Origin of the sequence: Coleofasciculus sp. A1-SPW-01 (assembly GCF_040217205.1) — a bacterium.
Classification (GTDB): Bacteria; Cyanobacteriota; Cyanobacteriia; order Cyanobacteriales; family Coleofasciculaceae; genus Coleofasciculus; species Coleofasciculus chthonoplastes_A.
On sequence record NZ_JAVJNP010000073.1, the window covers coordinates 19,604 to 38,614 of the forward strand.

A 19,011-nucleotide genomic window follows, 5' to 3' on the forward strand; every position below is an offset into this window, starting at 1 on the left:
CATTGTAGAGACGCGCCATGGCGCGTCTCTACATAAATTCCTTCTTGCTCCCCTCTCCCCGGCGTGGGCTATGCATTACCCACATCTTTCTTAAACCTTGTGCGATCGCGTCACGATCTGGCTGGACTGAGCGGAGTTGTGCAGTCCAAGTCAGTACAGTTTGGGGTTTTGGGATGCGATCGCGTTTCGGGATGGAATAGGCAACATTCTTACATAAACACGTTTTAACCCAAAGGTTTGAGGAGAGGGCGACCCGATCAAATTAAATGGACGGGTGGTGTTAATTAGGCTAAGCGGGTCGCCCCTACAGGGATCTGGCAGGCGATCGCTCTTTTTAAAACGATATATTTTTTAATCCTTTAAACCCTCAATAACTGAGGCACAACAGGTCGTTCTCCTTGTTGAAACTTCTGCCAAGTCTCTCGTAAGAATGTCGGTGCAGGATGATGGGAATCATACACAACGATCGCGTTCGTGAGCATCCGTTTAGGATTCACCAAAATCCTCCCCCTGTGGTATAATGCGCTAGATGATCCGCCATCTATATTCATTGCCTCACTACACCCAATTGCTCGCATTACCTTCGCTTCTCGCCATAGGGGTAATGGTGCTAGAAACGTGACCAAGACTAATTTTTTGCCACTAGCTGGAAACCCGATCGCACAGCGATGTGCCACACCCATAACACGCGGATCAGTAAATCCTTCACTACGCGGCGCTAACCAGACTTTTCCCTTTCTCAGCAGTCTTGGACCCCCTGTCAGCGAAAACCAATGTTGACCCCAGTCTGGTTTTCCATCGACTCGCGCTGTCACTAATTCCGGTTGGTTTCCTACCCGCAATCCCAGCGTCGTGCCATAATTTTCCCAGGGACTGTATTTGAGAAAGGTTCCAGCGGATACCATATTTCCCATCAGCCGTTTTGGGTCTTTTTTGCTGAAAAATGTGCCACTGGCGACGACAGCCGCGTGATAGCGACGAACCATATTACCAAACGATTCTTCACCAATTGCCCCTTGATGATTTCCCAACGTGGAATTATTGGCTAAACCAATGGCGATAAACGTATCGGGGTTCGTCAAATCAATATGGGTTTGATACAGGGGAACACCGAGAATCGTACTGCGGCGAAAACTGACAGACTCGGCGGCGACTGGGGAAACAAGTCCCAACCCTTGGGCTAAAGCCGCACCACCTAAGACTAGAAATGAACGTCGAGTGAATTTTCGCTGAGGACTGGATAAATGTTGACGTGACATCGGTACAATTTCAATAGGACTAGCAGTTATAAACGCCAAATGGATTGGCTAGGTTTATGACTAGGTGGATTGCAACCTGGTAATTGATGATTCGTGATTGGAGAATGCTGATTACGGAAGAGGGAAGGTTTGTGTAGTCTGAGAACAGATTTTTCTCTTCCTCTAGCAACCTGATGAATTGGTTTGCTTCGCTGACAATAAATACTGGATTATAACGATTTAATCCGGACAATTGTTTTTAAGAATCGGGGTTGGAGGTAATTATGAGTCAAGCGGTTTCCCTAAACGAGTTGTGGGAGTCAACGCCACCCAGCGAGTCGGTTTTTCAACCCGATCAATTGGTGGGGCTTCCTGAGGCGGTACAACGCTATCTGAACCATGCGATCGCGCCAGGAACACCATTAGCCTCTGCGGTGCGACTGCGGATGCATGGTGAAATCAAACTCCGGGGTTGGCTTCCTTTCACTGCTGAACAAGTCATCTCTTGGTGTCGAGGTTTTATTTGGCGGGCGGCGGTACGGATGAATGGCTTACCGATTTGGGGATCTGATCGCCTCGTAGATGGCGTTGGCGGGATGCGGTGGAAACTGTTAGGGCTGTTTCCGGTGATGACGGCTTCGGGTGCAGATATTACACGATCAACTGTGGGTCGAATGCTGGCAGAACTTGTCTGGTTACCGTCTGTTTTATGTCAACGTGATGTATCGTGGACGACACCGGATGCAGTTCATGCCCATGCTAATTTAACGCTATTTGGCGAGAGTACCGATCTTATCCTCACAATTGATAATCAAGGGCAGTTGGAGAGTGTCAAGCTGAGGCGCTGGAACAATCCTGAAGGTGCTGAGTTTCATTATGTAGATTTCGGCGGCTTGGTGGAAGCAGAAGGGACGTTTGGCGGCTACACTATCCCCACTCGCTTGTTGGTTGGATGGCACTTTGGTAGCGAACGTTTTGAGTCAGAAGGAGCATTTTTTAGAGCAACTATTGATCAGGCAATTTATCGTTAAATTCCTTGTCGGGGCAACCCGCTTGCATGAATTAACAATTCTATTCCGCTTAATTTTATCGGGTCGCCCTTGTCTGATGAGTAGCGAGCAAGATGCAAAGCCTGCGGCATGGCTTCGCTAAACGCACTACAAAGATTTCGCTATTATTGAAATTACAATTTTGAGACGCTTAGATGATACCTTTTAGAGATGCGATCGCATCCCGTTCTATCAGTGGCTCAAACCCTTATCATGAAAGGATGCTAGCCAAAGGACTCAACGATTATGGCACAAGTTATTCAAGCGAGTGAATTAACCCTGCATGATGTGGAAGAAAAATTTAACCTGCAACAGGTAGAGGATGAGCAGTTTTTTGGGGAATGGCAGGGGGAATTACCAGAAATTACAGCAACTCAAAAGGAATGGCTAGACCAAGTTAAGGCGGATTTTCTAGCACTAGAAAAATATCCCGTCCATGAAGAAATTGTCAAAATGGTTGTGTTGTCGCCGTTATTGTCCCTAGCTGGTTTATTTCGCTATCCCTTCCGTCCAGTGGCTGAGAAACAAGTGGAAATTGTGGTTGAGGAAAAGGATGAAGTGGTGCGGGGACGGATTGATGTTTTGGTGTTACATCAGCAATTGTGGGTGACGGTGATTGAGTCAAAAAGTAAGCGGTTTAGTTTGAGTGAAGCGTTACCGCAAGCGTTGTTTTATATGCTCAATAGTCCGAATCTTTTACAACCCACGTTTGGATTGGTGACAAATGGGAGTCATTTTATGTTTATTAAGCTAATTCGCCAAGATACACCTCAATATGGTTTGTCCGATGAGTTGACACTGAGGCGGCGAGGGAATGAGTTGTATCAAGTGTTGGGGGTGTTGAAGCGGTTGCAAAAAGAATTAATAGGTAATCAGTCATAAGATAATACCTGGCGATTGGAAATCGCAGCTATACAAAGAATGACGACTAACTGTTACTATTAATACTGTCGCAGATGCGGCGATCGCTCTCATTCAGATTTGGGTTAGTCTTCAGGTAATCTCGTAACCAATCACAACCAAGTATCAGTAAATTATCTAGATCCAAATTTCGTAGAATCACAGTTCGGTCATCGCTAGCCGAGGCAATGATCTGACCATCGGGACTGAAGCTTACACTTCTAACCCCAGCGCTATGTCCGTAAAAGGTTTGTACAACAGTGCCATCTAGACGCCAGAGTTTAACAGTGCGGTCATCGCTAGCCGAGGCAATCATTTGTCCATCGGGACTAAAACTAACCCCGATTACCCAATCGCTATGTCCCTCGATAGTTCGCAACAGTGTGCCATCTAGATGCCAAAGTTTAATGGTTTGGTCATAACTGCCTGAAGCAATCATCTGACTATCTGGACTAAAGCTAACACTCCAAACCTGATCAGTATGTCCCTCAAAAGTTTGCACTTCTGTACCATCTAAATGCCAGAGTTTGACAGTACGGTCACGACTTGCTGAAGCAATCCTCTGTCCATCAGGACTGAAACTGACGCTGGTAATCCAACCACTATGCCCCCGAAAAGTTTGCACTTCCGTACCATCTAAACGCCAGAGTTTGACAGTACAGTCAAGACTAGCTGAGGCAATTAGTTGTCCATCGGGACTAAAGCCAACACTCCACACCTCATTACTATGTCCCTGCCAAGCTTGCCAGACTGTTCCATCTTTGCGCCAAAGTTTCACCATGCCGTCTTCGCTACCAGAGGCAAGTATTTGTCCATCAGGACTATAACTGATACTCTTCACAGCACTATTATCACATTGAAAGCGATTGTATTCTTGTACTGAATAAATTGCCTGCCATAGTCTCCCCACTATCCGAGTCTTACTCTCAGATGGCACTTCTGCCTGCTGTAATTTTTTACCCCCCTTGACGCTAGCTAATAATGCTCCTAACTGATCATTTGATAAAAGTAAAGCTTGCGATAAGGAACTTAACGCTTCAATTTCAGCAATTTCTGCTCGCTGACGATCCTGTTTTTCCTGGCGCAGAAGTTTCTCTTTCTCTTGTAGCGCTTGTCTTAATTTTGCTTCGGTTAATTTCTGCTTTTCTTTCGCTTTTGCTAATTCTGCTAATAATCCCACTTTTTGCTGCTGCCGAATAAACACCGCTAAATAATCGTGAACTAATTGATAATGGTCAAAGGGATTTTCCGGTAACAGAAACACTAAACCAGACTCAACAAAAATCCGTAAGACCAAATCTAACTTACCCGCTTCCGTCGTCAAATCCGCCGCTAATCCCTCTAAATCCCGTTCCAATTCAGCGCGAGTCTTTAGCGGACGAGTCCCTTTTTCATCCGTCAGCAAATACAACACCAATTCCGCCGCCTGCTTATTCTCAGCGCCACAATCTTCAACCACTTCTTCCAAATAGCGCTTGACTAATTCTTCTTTCGTTCCTAACTCCCGATACTCCGCTAACGTTTTAATATTTTCCGCCTGTAACTGCGCCCCCAATACCTGCAATTCAATCGGTAATATTTCCCCTGTTGTACCCGCCAAATCCTTGACCAGTTGGTCAATTAAAGCAGGTTCTAAATAAAAGCGCGATCGCGTGGTTAAATCTTCTATAATGGCTCTGGCATCGGTGGGTAAAAAGTTCCCTAATTCATACAACACATTCTTCCCCAGAATGTCATGACCAATCACACTCATGCTATCCAGGCGATTACACTCCAACAAATAGTGCAAATAATCTTCCCGTAGTGACAGAATCACCTTCACGGATAAAATATTCAAACAATCTGCCAAAAACCGCCAAAATAGTCGCCGTTCAGCCGCATTGGTATAAACAAAAAAGAATTCCTCAAACTGGTCAAAAATTAGCACTGTCCGCCGCTGACGCTGTTCATCCTTTCGTAACTGTTCCAGGAGTTTGACATAAGGGGGATTGGGTGGAGAGGTTATTGGTTTTTCCAGAAGGTTATCGTCTAAACCTGGGGAATTGGGCGGGTTTTGTTGAGAGGTTGGTGGTTTTCCCGAAAGGTTATCGTCTAAACCCGCCCCTACGGGTTCATCGTCATTTAGTAACTGCTTTGCTAATTCCTCTATCCAATTCGTATAAACTCGGATTGCAATCGGAACATTCTTCTGAGTGCCAATAATGCTTTGCTTCAACGCTGGAACTAATCCCGCATTGACTAACGAACTTTTTCCGACACCAGAACGCCCATGAATAACAATTAACTTACAATCATTCCGTCCAATTCGTTCTAATAATCGCTCCAAATCTCGCTGTCGTCCAGAAGCAATAATTTCCGGCGCGACGGACTCTTGGTTATCTGTTTTGACTGAAATTTCTTGTTGATTTTTTAAGGAGAAAGAATTCAAAGCCTCTCTCCTTGCAGGAGAGAGGTTTGGCGAGAGGTTTTCCAAATCCCGTGACCAGTAAGAAGCATCTTCTCGGTGCGGTTGCAGTCGTCCCGCACCAATAAAAGCACGAATACCATATTGCTGTTCAATAGAACGCCGCTGTTGTTTTGTGGCAAACGCCGCTAAATATTGCCTGTTTTCAAAATAGAGATCTCGTAACTCTTCTAATATGCGAACGTAAACCAGCGGATGTCCAAAATCTCCTAATTCTCTCGCTTTAACTAAATGAGAAATCGCCCCTTGCTTATTGCCTAATTGTCGTTCAGCTTGAGCTAAAAATAGTAAATTTAATCCCTGAATCCAGCGCTTAGATTTTGGGAGTTGAGTGATAATCTCCTCCGCCTGCTGTGCGGCTTGACGCGCATCATCCCAGCGCTGTTTCTGTAAGGCGACTTCAGCTAAAAAGCTATAATCTTGAGCTAATTTACTGGTACTGCCATACTGTTGATGTAAAGGTAAAGCCTTTTTCGCTGCCTGTTCCAGTTCATCCCAGGCTTGCATCCGTTGCAGCACTCGTTCGAGTTGAGTAATGCATTTTGCTATTAAATCGGGGCGGTTTTCTTGGTCAAATATTTCTAGACATTCCTGTAAGTGAATCTTGGATGTTTGCCAGTTAATCGTCTGGTATTTTTTGCGGTCAGTTGTGCGATAGTGGTAGAGTCCAATATGAAATAAAACCAATCCAGCTTTTAATTTGGCATTAATCGGGGTGGATTGAATTTCGTTATCAAGTTCCCCGACGTTGGGGTCAATCGGGGCGAGTTTAGTGAGGTTATCGGTTTGATCAGATAAGTCATCAGTTAAACCCGCCCCTACCTGCTGCCAAAATGTTAAACTTTGCTGAAAATACTCTAACGCTTCGGGACTATCTCCAGCATTTAACCCGCGAATAAACTGTAATCCCGCTTCAAGCTGGGGGTCTAAGTCTTGCACCCGATGGGGTAACTCTTTTAACGCCAAGTCAAGTTCTGAACGACTTAAGCAATCTTGATCTAAAACGTCAGCTAACTTGTATAAGGATTGAGGTGAATTAACGGCTAATACCGTGGCAAATAACGACTCGACATTCTGCTGGAGAACCGCAATTAACTCATCTGTGGGTATGGCGAATCGAGTGGTGGTTGTCCAACTCTCAAAATCGGGAGCAATTCTCAGAAACTTGACATGAACCGCGTCATTAATCCACAAAATAACCGGAAAGTGGAAATTCTTGCGAAACTCCTCCCGCACCTGATTGGTTGCCCTCAGCATATCATCCAGATTATCCACCGTAGCTAATCCAGATACCATCAAAGCAGCGGGCTTTTCCTGTCCTAATTGAGCGCAAATGGTCGAGTAAAGGGTTCTATCTGATTGTTTCAGGTGAATGACTCGAATATTCAGGGCGCATTGGTCTTGCACCTGCTGAATTAAACGGTCTTGCAAATACGCATAATTACAACGCGCTAGCATGATGTAAAATCGTCCTTCAGAGGCTTCAATTGCCCAGGTTAATTCCTCTAAGGCTTCCTGATTATCAATGGTACTCTCGTCTATATAGTTATCCATATTACATTTTATATAATGGAGGCTATTCTCTTAACCGTTTCCTTCTTGCTCCCCTCTCCCCTGGTGGGAGAGGGGCTGGGGGAGAGGGGTTAAGCTTAAGTTTACATGGATGATGGATGAAGCCCTTGCGCCCCTACCTCAAATATTATCCCTGCAACTCTTGAGCATCAACCAAAATCGGATTCACATCAAACCAAGACTCATCCTCATAATAATATTCAAACACCAGCCGACTGCGAATCAACAGTTCATAACCCTGATCATCACTCACCCATTTCCGTTGCTGCACTTGTCGCAATAACTCCCACTGATTATCCGATATTCTCAATGTCATTTCATTGCGATATTGTCGAACTAATTTGTCCAGTGTCGGGCGGGACAAGGGAAACGTCCGTTCCTTTTTAATCCAATCATTGAGTAACTTTAACAAATCGCGCACATGACCCCCACTCCGGTAGCAGAGATAGTCTAAGCTTTCCAAATTATCGAAGATTTCCGTACTATTTTCCAAACGTTCCTGTTCCGTTAAATCCGGAAATGCCCGCGCGAGAACCATCTGTCGCAGTAAACGGATTCCGGCTTGACAATCACTACCATCTTTTAACTGTACCGGAACCATGGGTAAGATTTTCGGTCGTTCCGGAAACCGTTGCGTCAATACACCATAATCATCGGAAAATTTCAGCGCCAAGGGCATGGTATAAACGAGATGACAGTGCAGCTTGGTTAAACATTCACTCTGATCCACAAACAAATAGTCCTGCTGTGGACGCCCCCAGGGTTTTGGGCTATTATCGATCCGATCCAGATTATCGACAATTACGACTAACCCCTTTTTACCCTGCTGTTTCAGTTTCGCGATCGCAGGTTCGATCAGTTCCTGATTAATGATCTGCAAGAGTTGGGTTTTCTGGGGTCCGAGGTACTGATTTAGTCGCTGTCGCATCATCGCATCACTTTTTGTCTTCGCCGTGATTTCGCCAATGCCAAAGGCGAGGGAAACGGTATCATTTTGAGAAACAACACCCACATCTCCCAGGTTCGGCACTTTAATTCTCACCCCCTGCACCTCGGCGTTTAACACCCTTGCAGCACCCTGTACCAGCGTCTGTAACCCCGTCAATTTACCGAGTTGAACCGTTGCCAAGCTTTGGGAAATCCGTCGTGCGATCGCCAATAGCACATCGCCAATATCCACATCCGCCATTTCCAAGTCTTCACTCGACTCAAAATAGACGACATGAAACCCATCTGCTTCTAATTCTGCCTTCAGTCGCAATAACTCTGTGGATTTGCCACAACCAATATGTCCGGTAAATAAGGCGCAGGTGGGTTCATCAGGGGAGAAAAAGGTAATATTATCCTTAAGTTCCTCAATAATCTTCCCCCCGCGTACCGGGGAAAAGTCGATATAAAATTTCTGGTCTTCCGGATTGTCTGCAACCAGCGTCCGGCTAGGGTTCGTTGCTTTAAAAAATGTCTGTAACTCTACCTTCATTTTCCCAGTTCCTTAGCATTTAAAGCATTATCCGATACCATAGCTTAGTTATGGGACATTGGTCATTGGTCATTTGTCATTTGTCCTACTCAAGGGAGTGCCAAGCAAGCTACGTCTTTTGCCTACTCCCTTCTGTCTTGGATGCTTCTGCCTTTCTGGTTTGGCAAGATTTTCACTATGTTAAAAACCATGCAAAAAACAAAACCATTTTCTTTCTTTTTTACCTTCCTGTTTACCCTGTTTTTGACACTCCTACTTGCCCTCCCTGGGGTTAGCGCCAAAGAACCCCCCAAACCTAAGCCACAACTTTTGCAGATTGACGGGATAGTCGCGGCTCTTGATGATGGACATGATCATGTAAAACTGTATGCTTTGGAGCGATTAATTGAATACAATCCTTTAGACTTGCAAGCTGTAGTTGAAAACCCCGATTATATTGCCCAGAAAGCTGCCAATCTTCTCCAGGATGAAACCGTTGACATAGATGTTTGTAGGTGGGCGGCTGGAGCATTAACTAAGGGTCTAGAATTCAAACGGCGGAGAAGCCAAGAATTTCGACGCCGTTCAGGAGGGGTGTGTGGAAGGTGTCCCTGTTGCAAGCTTATCAATTTCACACCCTTATTACCGCAGTTACCAACACATAATGATGAAATTCCGGTTGAGTTGACTGTAGAGGCAAATCCAACTTTATTAATTTCTGTGAATAAGATTGAGTCAGATGAAACAATGGCTTCTTTACTGGTAAATAATGCCTTTTTTGCACTGCTTGATGAAGAACACCAAAGAGTCATATATGAAACAGAAATTTCTCTTAAAGCTAAAATTCCGGGACTTGTCAGTATTAGTCTCCCTGAAACCGCTCTGACTAATCCCGATTCAGATAAGGATTTGTTAGAAGTGGATAAAACGTATCATTGGCATTTCGGAATACCCTGCGATCCCTATGATTGGAGTTCTTATCCTTTTGCAGAAGGATGGGTAAAGCGAATTGCCAAAGAAGAGTCTCTGGTGCAAGAATTAGCCAAAACTCCAGAAATTAATCACCCGAAAATCTATGCCGATTATGGAATTTGGACAGAAACAGTGAGTTCGCTGGTGAAATTACGCGAGCGTTACCCAGATAATTCTCAAATTCAAGCGGATTGGATAAATCTCTTAGCATCTGTGGGTCTGGCTCATCTGGTTGCCAAATGAACCACTACCTAGAAGTTCAAACTGAAGGAAAAATGACTAGGCGAAAACGCATTGAAATTGTGTATTTTCTGTTGCCTGTTGCCTATAGGGTATAGAGTATGGGCTTTGGGGTGTATACAACAGAAGAAGAGCGGGGGAAATTTTAGCTGGTCAGCTATTTCTGTCATCCAGCACTCGCCTCAGCACGATGAGATAGGGAGCAGAACTGGGAAACTGTGCAAAGGATAAAAATCCTGCAACAATCCATAATAAATGTAAAAATGGATCACGATCGCACTGATCAACCTCGTTATTTCTAGGATGGGTGAGTCTAACGTCCAAAATCCTACCAATCCATTCCTAGCCTTGAGTGAAACACCATGCCCAAATCTCCCAAATCCCTCAGAGGGAACCAAATCCGACAAAAGTTCCTAGACTTCTACGACAAACGGCAACACCAGGTTTTGCCGTCGGCTTCCTTAGTCCCGGATGATCCCACTGTGTTACTCACCATCGCCGGGATGTTACCCTTTAAGCCGATATTCCTGGGACAACGCCAGTCGGACTTTTCCCGCGCCACCACGTCGCAAAAATGTCTCCGCACCAATGATATTGAGAATGTGGGACGCACGGCGCGACACCATACTTTCTTTGAAATGCTGGGCAATTTTAGCTTTGGCGACTATTTTAAAGAACAAGCGATCGCGTGGGCATGGGAGTTATCTACGAACGTCTTTGAATTACCCCCAGAACGCCTGATCGTGAGTGTGTTTCGAGAGGATGACGAAGCCTTTGCCATCTGGCGGGATAAAATTGGTATCCCAGCCCATCGTATCCAGCGGATGGGCGAAGAAGATAACTTCTGGGCATCGGGTCCGACGGGTCCTTGTGGTCCCTGTTCAGAAATCTATTACGACTTCCACCCGGAAAAAGGGGACAAGGACATCGATTTAGAAGACGATACCCGGTTTATTGAGTACTATAACCTGGTGTTCATGCAATACAACCGGGATGCAGACGGGAATCTCACCCCCCTGCAAAATAAAAATATTGACACCGGGTTGGGATTAGAGAGGATGGCGCAAATCCTCCAGCAGGTTCCCAATAACTACGAAACGGATCTGATTTTCCCGATTATCAAGACGGCGGCTGAGATTGCTGAACTTGATTATGCCAAGAGTGACGAGAAAACCAAAGTCTCCCTGAAAGTGATTGGGGATCACATTCGCGCTGTAGTTCATCTGATTGCTGATGGAATTACCGCCTCGAATATTGGACGCGGCTATATCCTGCGCCGTTTAATCCGGCGAGTGGTGCGCCATGGGCGATTAATTGGCATTCAAGGGGAGTTTACCACCCAAGTCGCCGACACCGCGATCGCACTGGCTGAAGACACCTATCCGAATGTGCGGGAACGGAACGATGCGATTCAAGCCGAATTGCAACGTGAAGAATCGCAATTCCGCAAAACCCTCGCACGCGGCGAGAAGTTATTGGCAGATATTCTGGCGCAAAAGCCTGAGCAAATTTCCGGGAGGGATGCGTTTACCCTCTATGATACCCATGGCTTCCCCTTAGAATTAACCCAAGAAATTGCCGAAGAACATGGGTTAACGGTGGACATTGCTGGCTATGAAGCGGCGATGAAAGAACAGCAAGAAAACTCTCAAGCCGCCCACGAAACCGTTGACTTATTGGCACAAGGCAGTCTGGATGAAGTGACATCTGGAGTGGCGGCGACCGAATTTTTAGGATATACCGTACCTGCCACTACCGCCCAAGTGATGGCGCTAGTTGCAGAGGGCGAGTCGGTTGAATCAGCCCAGACGGGTACTGAGGTGCAAGTTGTTCTCGACCAAACCCCATTCTATGCCGAATCGGGGGGACAAATTGGCGATCGCGGTTATTTATCGGGCGATAATTTAGTAGTACGGATTGAAGATGTCAAAAAAGAATCCGACTTCTTTGTCCATTTTGGTCGTGTGGAACGGGGAACCCTAAATCTAGGGGATACTGTTACCGCCCAAATTGACCGCGCCTGTCGCCGTCGCGCCCAAGCTAATCATACGGCAACTCATTTATTACAAGCGGCGCTGAAAAAGATTGTTGATCCGTCTATTTCCCAAGCGGGTTCTTTAGTGGCATTTGATCGGCTGCGGTTTGATTTCAATTGTTCCCGTTCCCTGACAGCAGAGGAATTGGTACAAATTGAGGAGCAAATTAATACCTGGATAGCCGAAGCCCACGGCGCAGATGTGGCGATTATGCCCCTAACCGATGCCAAGGCAAAAGGTGCGATCGCCATGTTTGGGGAAAAGTATGCCGATGAGGTACGAGTGATTGATTTCCCCGGTGTTTCAATGGAACTCTGTGGCGGAACTCATGTGAATAACACCGCTGAAATTGGTGTGTTTAAAATTGTCGCTGAAACGGGCGTCGCGTCCGGGATTCGGCGCATTGAAGCCGTAGCGGGTCCTGCGGTATTGGATTATTTGAACCTGCGGGATAAAGTGGTCAAAGAATTAAGCGATCGCTTTAAAGTCAAACCTGAAGAAATCCCCGATCGAATTACCAATCTCCAGAACGAACTCAAAGCCTCTCAGAAAGAATTAGAAGCTGTAAAACAAGAATTGGCATTAGCCAAATCGGATCAGGTATTGAGTCAAGCGGAATCCGTGGGTGAGTTCAAGGTTTTAGTGGCAAATCTGGGAGACATTGAACCCGACGCCCTGAAAACCGCAGCGGAACGACTCCAGCAAAAACTGGGAGACAGTGCGGTTGTTTTAGGTTCGGTTCCCACAGAAGGAAAAGTTAGTTTAGTGGCGGCGTTTAGTGCCAAAATCTACAAAGACAAGCAACTACAAGCCGGTAAATTTATCGGTGGAATTGCCAAACTTTGCGGCGGTGGCGGTGGGGGACGCCCCAACTTAGCCCAAGCTGGGGGACGAGACGCCAGTAAGTTACCGGAAGCTTTGGATGCGGCAAAACGCCAGTTAATTGAACAGTTGCAGTAATCCTATCGGGTGGGCAATGCCCACCTCATACCAAGTTGCAGTCTCATGTAGAACTTTCTTTTTCTCCCTATCCCCACGTATTCTTGTAGCGTTTCTAGTTCGCTGTAGTCGGTGAATTTATCGCCTCGATCAAAAGCTTCAGTTTTATCTGAAAGTACCTCAATAATTAAGCAGGGGTAACGTTTAAAGTAGTCAAATTTGTAGTAACCGTTGTCTTTGGTTCTAATAGTGCCACATCAGAAACCCCTACCGTCCCTCGACAAAGGGGATAAGGGTCTGCCAAACTAGAAGATAATCTTGAGAATCTTCACTATGAATCGCCTGAGTAAAATCGCTTGGACAGGGGCAATTTTGGGCAGTATGGCGGGTTTAGTTTGGGTCGTCAACCTACCTTACCCAATGATCCGGCGTCCGGTAGCGCGGACTGCACCAATCTTATTATTACCCAGTTATATCCAGATGGATCATAACTATCGCCAAACCATTCGCAACGTTGAACAAGCCGATCAATTGATTAATAATTCAACCAGTGCCGCAGATTTCAGTTTAGGAGAAGAAAAAGTTAAGTTAGCCCAAACTCATCTTGACAAATTGCCGATTTGGTTCTTAGGCTATGAACCCAAATTTTACTGTAACTTATTTAGCTGTAGCTGGAAATTCACCCTTGATGAATTTGAAAGCGCTCGTACTAACGTCGCTCGTATGGAAGCCAAGGTATTCCAGGAGAAAAATGCTCAGATTGAACTAAAGAAAGCCGAAACTGCACTCAATCAAGCCAAACAGCAGTACCAGCAAGCCGCAACACTAACCGATAAACAAAATGCGATCGCATCGTGGCAAACTGCACTGGATCACATCGAGCAAATTCCCTCAGCTACCCTCGCCGGACAAACCGCTAAAACCAAGTTAATAGGGTATCAACGAGATTTTCAACAGGTTGTTGGCTTTGCGGCGGATAACCAGCGTACCGGTTCCCTGATTGGTGCGGCTCAAGAATTTGCTTTTGCGGCGGCTCAAGCGGCTCAAAATCCACCCCATACTGTCGCTGAATGGCAACAAATCCAGAAACTTTGGCAACAAGCGATCGCGCGATTGGAACAAATTCCTCTAGAGGATCAAGGTTATCTAGAAGCCCAAAAATTACTCGCTACCTATCAAACCAATTTAGGCGTTATCCAAACTCGCTCCTCGGCTGAGGCGGAATCAATGCAAGCCCTGGAAGAAGCTCAACGTCAAATTCAACGCTTACTTGCCAACACGCCTACTGATGCGACAATTGATCGGAATCTTACTATTAGTCAACTTCAGGGTATTATTAATCAACTCAATAAGGTACAATCAGGGACAACATCTTATTCAAAAGCTCAAGAGCTTTTGCGATCCGCTCAAACTAAACTTCAGCAACTTCAGCCGTAAAAACTCATTTGTCTTTTGTCAGGATTTGAGGCTAATGTACAAGTTTAACATTGTCACGTTAAACTGCCTTTGGTTGAAACCCAAAGCGCGAGTGGTTGGCAGGTGTCGGGGCTTATCCCAGTAAAATAATTGAATGAACCTTTAAAAATACAATCGCCTTGAAGCCAATTAAATTCTTACACCCTTTCCCCAAGCGACTCCTCGGATTCCTGCTTACGTTTCTCCTCCTCCTCATCCCCCTCCCCGCCTTCGCCGCCACTCCAGAACGTCAACCGTTAACCCTGGAACTCCTAGAAGAACGCCTAGAATCCCCGATTCAAAGCGAAGGCATTTCCACGATTGATCTGCGCCAGTTTGTTATTGATTTAACCAACGAGAATACAGACTTTCGGGATCAGTTTTACCAACACCTGCAAAGCAAGCTGACTCGTTCTCAAACCCCTCTCGCTTTAGACTTGAGTGAATCCTTGATTCAAGGAGAGTTTACGGCTAGCAAATTAGGCTTGCAAACCGCCCTCTCCCAAGCCACGTTGCCTTCCCTGTTAACTGACCAGGAACAAGAAAAATTAGCAAAAGATTCTCGCTTCATCACCGAATCCAGTGACCAAGTTCCCTCGGTTACAGTCTTTCGGGGGACTCTCAAGCTGAATCAAACTCGTCTAAGCGGTGCAATTAATTTCGCCAATACCTTCTTTCTGCAACGCTTAGAAGTCTCTGAGGCTGTGTTTATCCAGGAAGTCGATTGGTCAGGGAGTAGTTTTAGCCAATCTGTTGATTTTAGTAACACTACGTTTGGTCGAGATATTAACTTCAGCGGTGACACCTTCTTTGATAAGGCTGGGTTTACTCAGGTGGAGTTTAAAGGTATAGCCAATTTTAGTCGGTCTACGTTTCATGGGAATGGAAATTTTAGTCAGGCGGAATTTGTGCAGCTTGCCAATTTTACCGGAAGCCAATGGCTAGAAGATGCCGATTTTTCCCAAGTAATTTGGCGCGATCGCTGTTTGTTAAGTAAGAGTCGGTTTACTCAGTCGTTGTTACTCACCGAGGCGACGTGGGAAAAATCCACTAGCTTCCGGGGAAGTCAGTTCCAGCAACCGATTTTAATGCGGGATGCGAGTCTACTTGACCAAATGGATTTTAGTAATACCCGCTTTTCCCCTAATGCTTATGTTAAAGTCGCTGGGATGACCTTTGACTCCGACCAAGCTAAAATTTTTGGTGATGCGGGTCATGTGGGACAAATTCTATTCGTTCCCAAACTCGAAGGGAATGAAGATGTACTGCGGAATTTAGTCCGCAACTTTCGCGAACAAGAACAAATTCCCGATGCGAATTCCTTAGATTATCTCCGGGAACGATTACGACGAGAACAACTGTGGGGGCGTTTACTGGGTAGCATTCTCCAGTTAATGGGTCGCGAGGATATCACTGTGCGATCGCGCCATTGGCTAATTGATGCTCTGCACTGGGCGAAATTGAGTTTACTGCTACTATTAAGTGCCGATGGTACCAGTTTTGGCTTAGTGTTCGGCGTGGGAATGATTGCGATCGCGTATTTCGGATTGCTGTTTTGGTTGCTTGACCGTTGGCGGCGACGTTACCCTAAACCGATTCTACCCACCTCTATAGAAACAGTTTACATGGTGGGGAGTGGGGCGGCGGCTACTGTGGGCGGTGCGATCGCGATTTTTCAAACCAGTGAACAACCCTGGCTGACGCTATTGTGTTTGGCGGGACTTCTGTTTCCGATACCCCTATTGCTGGTGTGGCGACTGTATCGGCAAGGGCGTTATCATGATATGCTCAATGTCACCTATTTTGTTGAAGATGGGGGGATGCGGCAATTACGCCTCCTGATTGGACGCCTCCCGGTTATGCCTCGATTTGGCTTTTTCCGCGATCGTTATATGCCGATTCTTTGGGATCGTCGCTGGAATTGGCTGAATTATTATGACTTTAGTTTTAATAATTTACTCAAGTTTGGCTTTAATGATATTCGCTTGAGAGACGAACATATTCCCGGTATTATTAGTACATTGGCGTGGTATCAGTGGGGTTTGGGTCTTGCTTATATTGCCCTGTTATTATGGACACTTTCTCGTACTATTCCTGGGCTGAATTTATTGATTTATTTGAAATAATAACACTAATTTCAGCCCTTACATAAACGTAGCTTGCTTCTTTTCGGGAGCGAGTAAGCTGTTCGGCATTTAAACCGTAATGTCAATAATGGTGCAATCCTTGTAAGCTGTTCGGCATTTAAACCTTAATATCAATAACGGCGAAAGCCTTGTAGTAGTGCGTTAAGCGAAGCCATGCCGCAGGCTTTGCATCTTGCTCGCTACTAATACCCAATTTAAATGCATGACAGCTTATGACCAATGACCAATGACCAATGACCAATGACAAATATAAGATTATTTTTTTCGTTGTAAGCGTCTCACCAACTCATCAAACGGTTGCCAATTATCGTCGCGATCGATAGCTGCCCAAACCTCTTCAATAACAGGTCGTAGTAATGCGGTTTTCGGATTCTTCTCCTCTAACCGCTCAGCCATTTTCGCCAACTCATCCGTTGACAAATCCTGCAAAATATGATGATATAATTCGCGCCAAGTAGCTAACAACACTTGCTGTTCAGCCGACTGGCAAAACGAAACCTGCTCAAAAATTTGTGAGACATCATCGCGCCAACTCGGGTGAAACTGCTGGGTTAATTCGGTGAAAAAGGCATGATATCCTACCTGAGTTTCCTTTAACAACTCAATCGTCCTGCTCAATAACTCATTCCCTTGTGATTCATTCACTTGCTCAAATCCCAGCTTATTTAGCATTAACTGCCGATAAGCCTGATAATAGTGTTCCTCATAAGCCGCTAACCCAGCTTCCATATCAGCAACCGGAATCACCATGCCTAACGGTTGCTGCAACATTTCCAAATTCAACCGACAAATGCTCGGTTGATTGCCATAACAATAGCGTCCGTAATAGTCAAAATACGCCGCTGTAAACACAGGATTATAGGTGGGGATAAACGCATAAGGACCATAATCAAAACTTTCCCCCGTAATTGACATATTATCCGTATTTAAAACAGCATGACAAAAGCCTGCTGCCATCCATTGAGCCGCTAACTCTGCCACTCGTTTCACTAACTCGGCGTAAAATTGGCGATATTGCTCAACTCTATCCTGCTGTTGCAACAGATGCGGATAGTAATAATCAATGACATGATCAAGCAGCGTTTTAATTAAATCCCGACGCTTAAAATAGCGCAACCGTTCAAACGTGCCAAACCGGATATGAGAACGACTCATCCGTACCATCACCGATGAACGAGTGGGTGACGGTTCATCCCCTCGCCACAAATGTTCCCCGGTTTCAATCAAACTTAAACAGCGAGAGGTACGCACACCCAAACCATGCAACGCTTCCGCCGCCAGGACTTCCCGTACTCCACCTTTGAGAGTCAATCGACCATCCGCCCCCCTAGAATAGGGAGTTGTCCCAGAACCTTTCGTGCCAAAATCATACAGTTCGCCATCAGTTCCCCGCACCTGACCAAAGAGAAACCCGCGACCATCTCCCAATCTGGAATTATATTCGCCAAACTGATACCCGTGATAGCGCAAGGCTAAAAAGGGTCGTATGCCAACAAACTTACCAAACGCCTGGATAAAATCGGCATCTGTCACCCTTTGCGAGTCTAACCCTAAAATTGGCAGCAGTTGGTCATTACGGAACCGCAGGTGATGACAGGGAAATTCGGCGGCGGCGACTTCATCAAAATAGTCATAGCCGAGGGATTCTAACGCTCTTTCGTATTCCAGGGAGAGAAACATATTGATATTGGTCATTGGTCATTGGTCATTGGTCATTTTTCTATACTAAATGCAGGAGAGTCTATTCATAAGAGTTCCCTGAAGCGAGGCTATGTGGAGAATCCAGCACATTGGCGGTATTCTAGTTACCGTGGATGTGATGAACGTCCTCTAATAACTGTTGAAACTAAATCCTGGAATGAACCATGCCTGATTCAATCATGTACCAAGAGGATGCTTATGTTGTTTTGGAAACGAATCAACCGGAGCAATTTCTCACACCTGCGGAGTTACTGGAAAAACTCAAAGCTATTTTATCAACACGGCAGGATAATTTACCCCGTGATTTACAGCAGTTTTCCTCCGTGGAGGAGCAAGCCAAGTATTTAATGGAAACCTCCTGTGAATTGGATATGGAACCTGGAGAATATTTGCAATGGTATGTCGTGCGGCTAGAAAAGCCGTAGTAAAAAAAGGACTCCTGACGTTTAATGTCTGGAGTTGCTTTAAAATTTACTTTTTAAAATTAAACTCTAAAACCCTCATTTTTTTTGAAATATTAACGACATAAATAGTCATTTATTTATCTTTCTATGGTTTAGGATTCCCCAAATAAATGCCTTTCCTAGTCCTAGGATCTATCTGTAGGTATATTATTAAAGTAACAATTTCGTTTTAACCTAGAGAATACAGCGCTTTGCGCTGTAATAAAGTACAGTAGATCAAAGTCCCCCTTTTTAAGCTATGCATTACTCACATCTTTCTTAACATGAATGCCCTTGACAAAAGCAGTAGTTTTGGGGGAAAGTAAAAGCCAAGTCTGGGCAATGTCATGGAGTCGTCGCAGACCTTGCCAAATAGTTTTAACCCCCGGTTCGCCA

At 45.3% G+C, this 19,011-nt stretch carries 12 protein-coding genes and 1 pseudogene; 8 read left to right on the forward strand and 5 right to left on the reverse strand.

Annotation, left to right across the window (positions count from 1 at the left end; genetic code table 11):
* Positions 1-17 precede the first annotated feature (17 nt).
* Entirely contained in the window at positions 18-200 is a 183-nt protein-coding gene (locus RH949_RS11655) for a hypothetical protein (protein ID WP_083799156.1), read from the forward strand.
* A gap of 159 nt (positions 201-359) precedes the next feature.
* Here RH949_RS11655 and RH949_RS11660 read toward each other — a convergent pair whose 3' ends face one another.
* On the reverse strand, positions 360-1,259 hold the full coding sequence (locus RH949_RS11660; protein WP_006103820.1) for a phosphodiester glycosidase family protein: 900 nt from the start codon (positions 1,257-1,259) through the stop codon (positions 360-362).
* 263 nt (positions 1,260-1,522) lie between these two features.
* Here RH949_RS11660 and RH949_RS11665 point away from each other — a divergent pair, with 263 nt between their 5' ends.
* Both RH949_RS11665 and RH949_RS11670 read left to right on the forward strand, forming a co-directional pair.
* Positions 1,523-2,269: a DUF6920 family protein gene (locus tag RH949_RS11665; RefSeq protein ID WP_446353231.1), complete on the forward strand. Its 747-nt coding sequence runs from the start codon at positions 1,523-1,525 to the stop codon at positions 2,267-2,269.
* A 264-nt stretch (positions 2,270-2,533) separates the two neighbouring features.
* Positions 2,534-3,169, forward strand: coding sequence for a type I restriction endonuclease (locus RH949_RS11670; RefSeq protein WP_446353233.1), 636 nt, complete (start codon positions 2,534-2,536; stop codon positions 3,167-3,169).
* Positions 3,170-3,215: 46 nt separating this feature from the next.
* On the opposite strand, the gene RH949_RS11675 is transcribed toward RH949_RS11670, so the two are convergent.
* Both RH949_RS11675 and RH949_RS11680 read right to left on the reverse strand, forming a co-directional pair.
* On the reverse strand, positions 3,216-7,205 hold the full coding sequence (locus RH949_RS11675; RefSeq protein WP_446353235.1) for an nSTAND1 domain-containing NTPase: 3,990 nt from the start codon (positions 7,203-7,205) through the stop codon (positions 3,216-3,218).
* A gap of 145 nt (positions 7,206-7,350) precedes the next feature.
* Positions 7,351-8,703, reverse strand: coding sequence for a P-loop NTPase fold protein (locus RH949_RS11680; protein WP_446353237.1), 1,353 nt, complete (start codon positions 8,701-8,703; stop codon positions 7,351-7,353).
* Between the two features lie 189 nt (positions 8,704-8,892).
* On the opposite strand from RH949_RS11680, the gene RH949_RS11685 reads away from it, so the two are divergent.
* Both RH949_RS11685 and alaS read left to right on the forward strand, forming a co-directional pair.
* A complete protein-coding gene (locus RH949_RS11685) occupies positions 8,893-9,897 on the forward strand; it encodes a DUF928 domain-containing protein (protein WP_446353239.1) in 1,005 nt (334 codons plus the stop codon).
* Between the two features lie 359 nt (positions 9,898-10,256).
* Complete coding sequence (alaS, locus tag RH949_RS11690; protein ID WP_446353241.1) at positions 10,257-12,890, forward strand: alanine--tRNA ligase; 2,634 nt, start codon at positions 10,257-10,259, stop codon at positions 12,888-12,890.
* Positions 12,891-12,943: 53 nt separating this feature from the next.
* Here alaS and RH949_RS11695 read toward each other — a convergent pair.
* A pseudogene (locus RH949_RS11695) lies at positions 12,944-13,087 on the reverse strand (Uma2 family endonuclease); the annotation flags it as partial.
* Between the two features lie 115 nt (positions 13,088-13,202).
* On the opposite strand from RH949_RS11695, the gene RH949_RS11700 reads away from it, so the two are divergent.
* Positions 13,203-14,306, forward strand: coding sequence for a hypothetical protein (locus tag RH949_RS11700; protein ID WP_006103753.1), 1,104 nt, complete (start codon positions 13,203-13,205; stop codon positions 14,304-14,306).
* A gap of 158 nt (positions 14,307-14,464) precedes the next feature.
* Positions 14,465-16,450, forward strand: a complete 1,986-nt coding sequence (locus RH949_RS11705; protein WP_006103846.1) for a pentapeptide repeat-containing protein — start codon at positions 14,465-14,467, stop codon at positions 16,448-16,450.
* A 276-nt stretch (positions 16,451-16,726) separates the two neighbouring features.
* Here RH949_RS11705 and RH949_RS11710 read toward each other — a convergent pair whose 3' ends face one another.
* Positions 16,727-18,166, reverse strand: coding sequence for a protein adenylyltransferase SelO (locus RH949_RS11710; RefSeq protein ID WP_446353243.1), 1,440 nt, complete (start codon positions 18,164-18,166; stop codon positions 16,727-16,729).
* 170 nt (positions 18,167-18,336) lie between these two features.
* Between RH949_RS11710 and RH949_RS11715 the strand changes: the two genes are divergently transcribed.
* Positions 18,337-18,597 carry a chlororespiratory reduction protein 7 gene (locus tag RH949_RS11715; protein ID WP_446353245.1) on the forward strand — a complete coding sequence of 87 codons (261 nt, stop codon included), beginning with the start codon at positions 18,337-18,339 and terminating at the stop codon, positions 18,595-18,597.
* Positions 18,598-19,011 lie beyond the last annotated feature (414 nt).

What these genes read in the sequence shown, in the direction of transcription:
- RH949_RS11655 (WP_083799156.1), top strand. Translation starts at nt 18, where the DNA reads ATGGCGCGTCTCTACATAAATTCCTTCTTGCTCCCCTCTCCCCGGCGT.
- RH949_RS11660 (WP_006103820.1), bottom strand. Translation starts at nt 1,259, where the DNA reads ATGTCACGTCAACATTTATCCAGTCCTCAGCGAAAATTCACTCGACGT.
- RH949_RS11665 (WP_446353231.1), top strand. Translation starts at nt 1,523, where the DNA reads ATGAGTCAAGCGGTTTCCCTAAACGAGTTGTGGGAGTCAACGCCACCC.
- RH949_RS11670 (WP_446353233.1), top strand. Translation starts at nt 2,534, where the DNA reads ATGGCACAAGTTATTCAAGCGAGTGAATTAACCCTGCATGATGTGGAA.
- RH949_RS11675 (WP_446353235.1), bottom strand. Translation starts at nt 7,205, where the DNA reads ATGGATAACTATATAGACGAGAGTACCATTGATAATCAGGAAGCCTTA.
- RH949_RS11680 (WP_446353237.1), bottom strand. Translation starts at nt 8,703, where the DNA reads ATGAAGGTAGAGTTACAGACATTTTTTAAAGCAACGAACCCTAGCCGG.
- RH949_RS11685 (WP_446353239.1), top strand. Translation starts at nt 8,893, where the DNA reads ATGCAAAAAACAAAACCATTTTCTTTCTTTTTTACCTTCCTGTTTACC.
- alaS (WP_446353241.1), top strand. Translation starts at nt 10,257, where the DNA reads ATGCCCAAATCTCCCAAATCCCTCAGAGGGAACCAAATCCGACAAAAG.
- RH949_RS11700 (WP_006103753.1), top strand. Translation starts at nt 13,203, where the DNA reads ATGAATCGCCTGAGTAAAATCGCTTGGACAGGGGCAATTTTGGGCAGT.
- RH949_RS11710 (WP_446353243.1), bottom strand. Translation starts at nt 18,166, where the DNA reads ATGACCAATATCAATATGTTTCTCTCCCTGGAATACGAAAGAGCGTTA.
- RH949_RS11715 (WP_446353245.1), top strand. Translation starts at nt 18,337, where the DNA reads ATGCCTGATTCAATCATGTACCAAGAGGATGCTTATGTTGTTTTGGAA.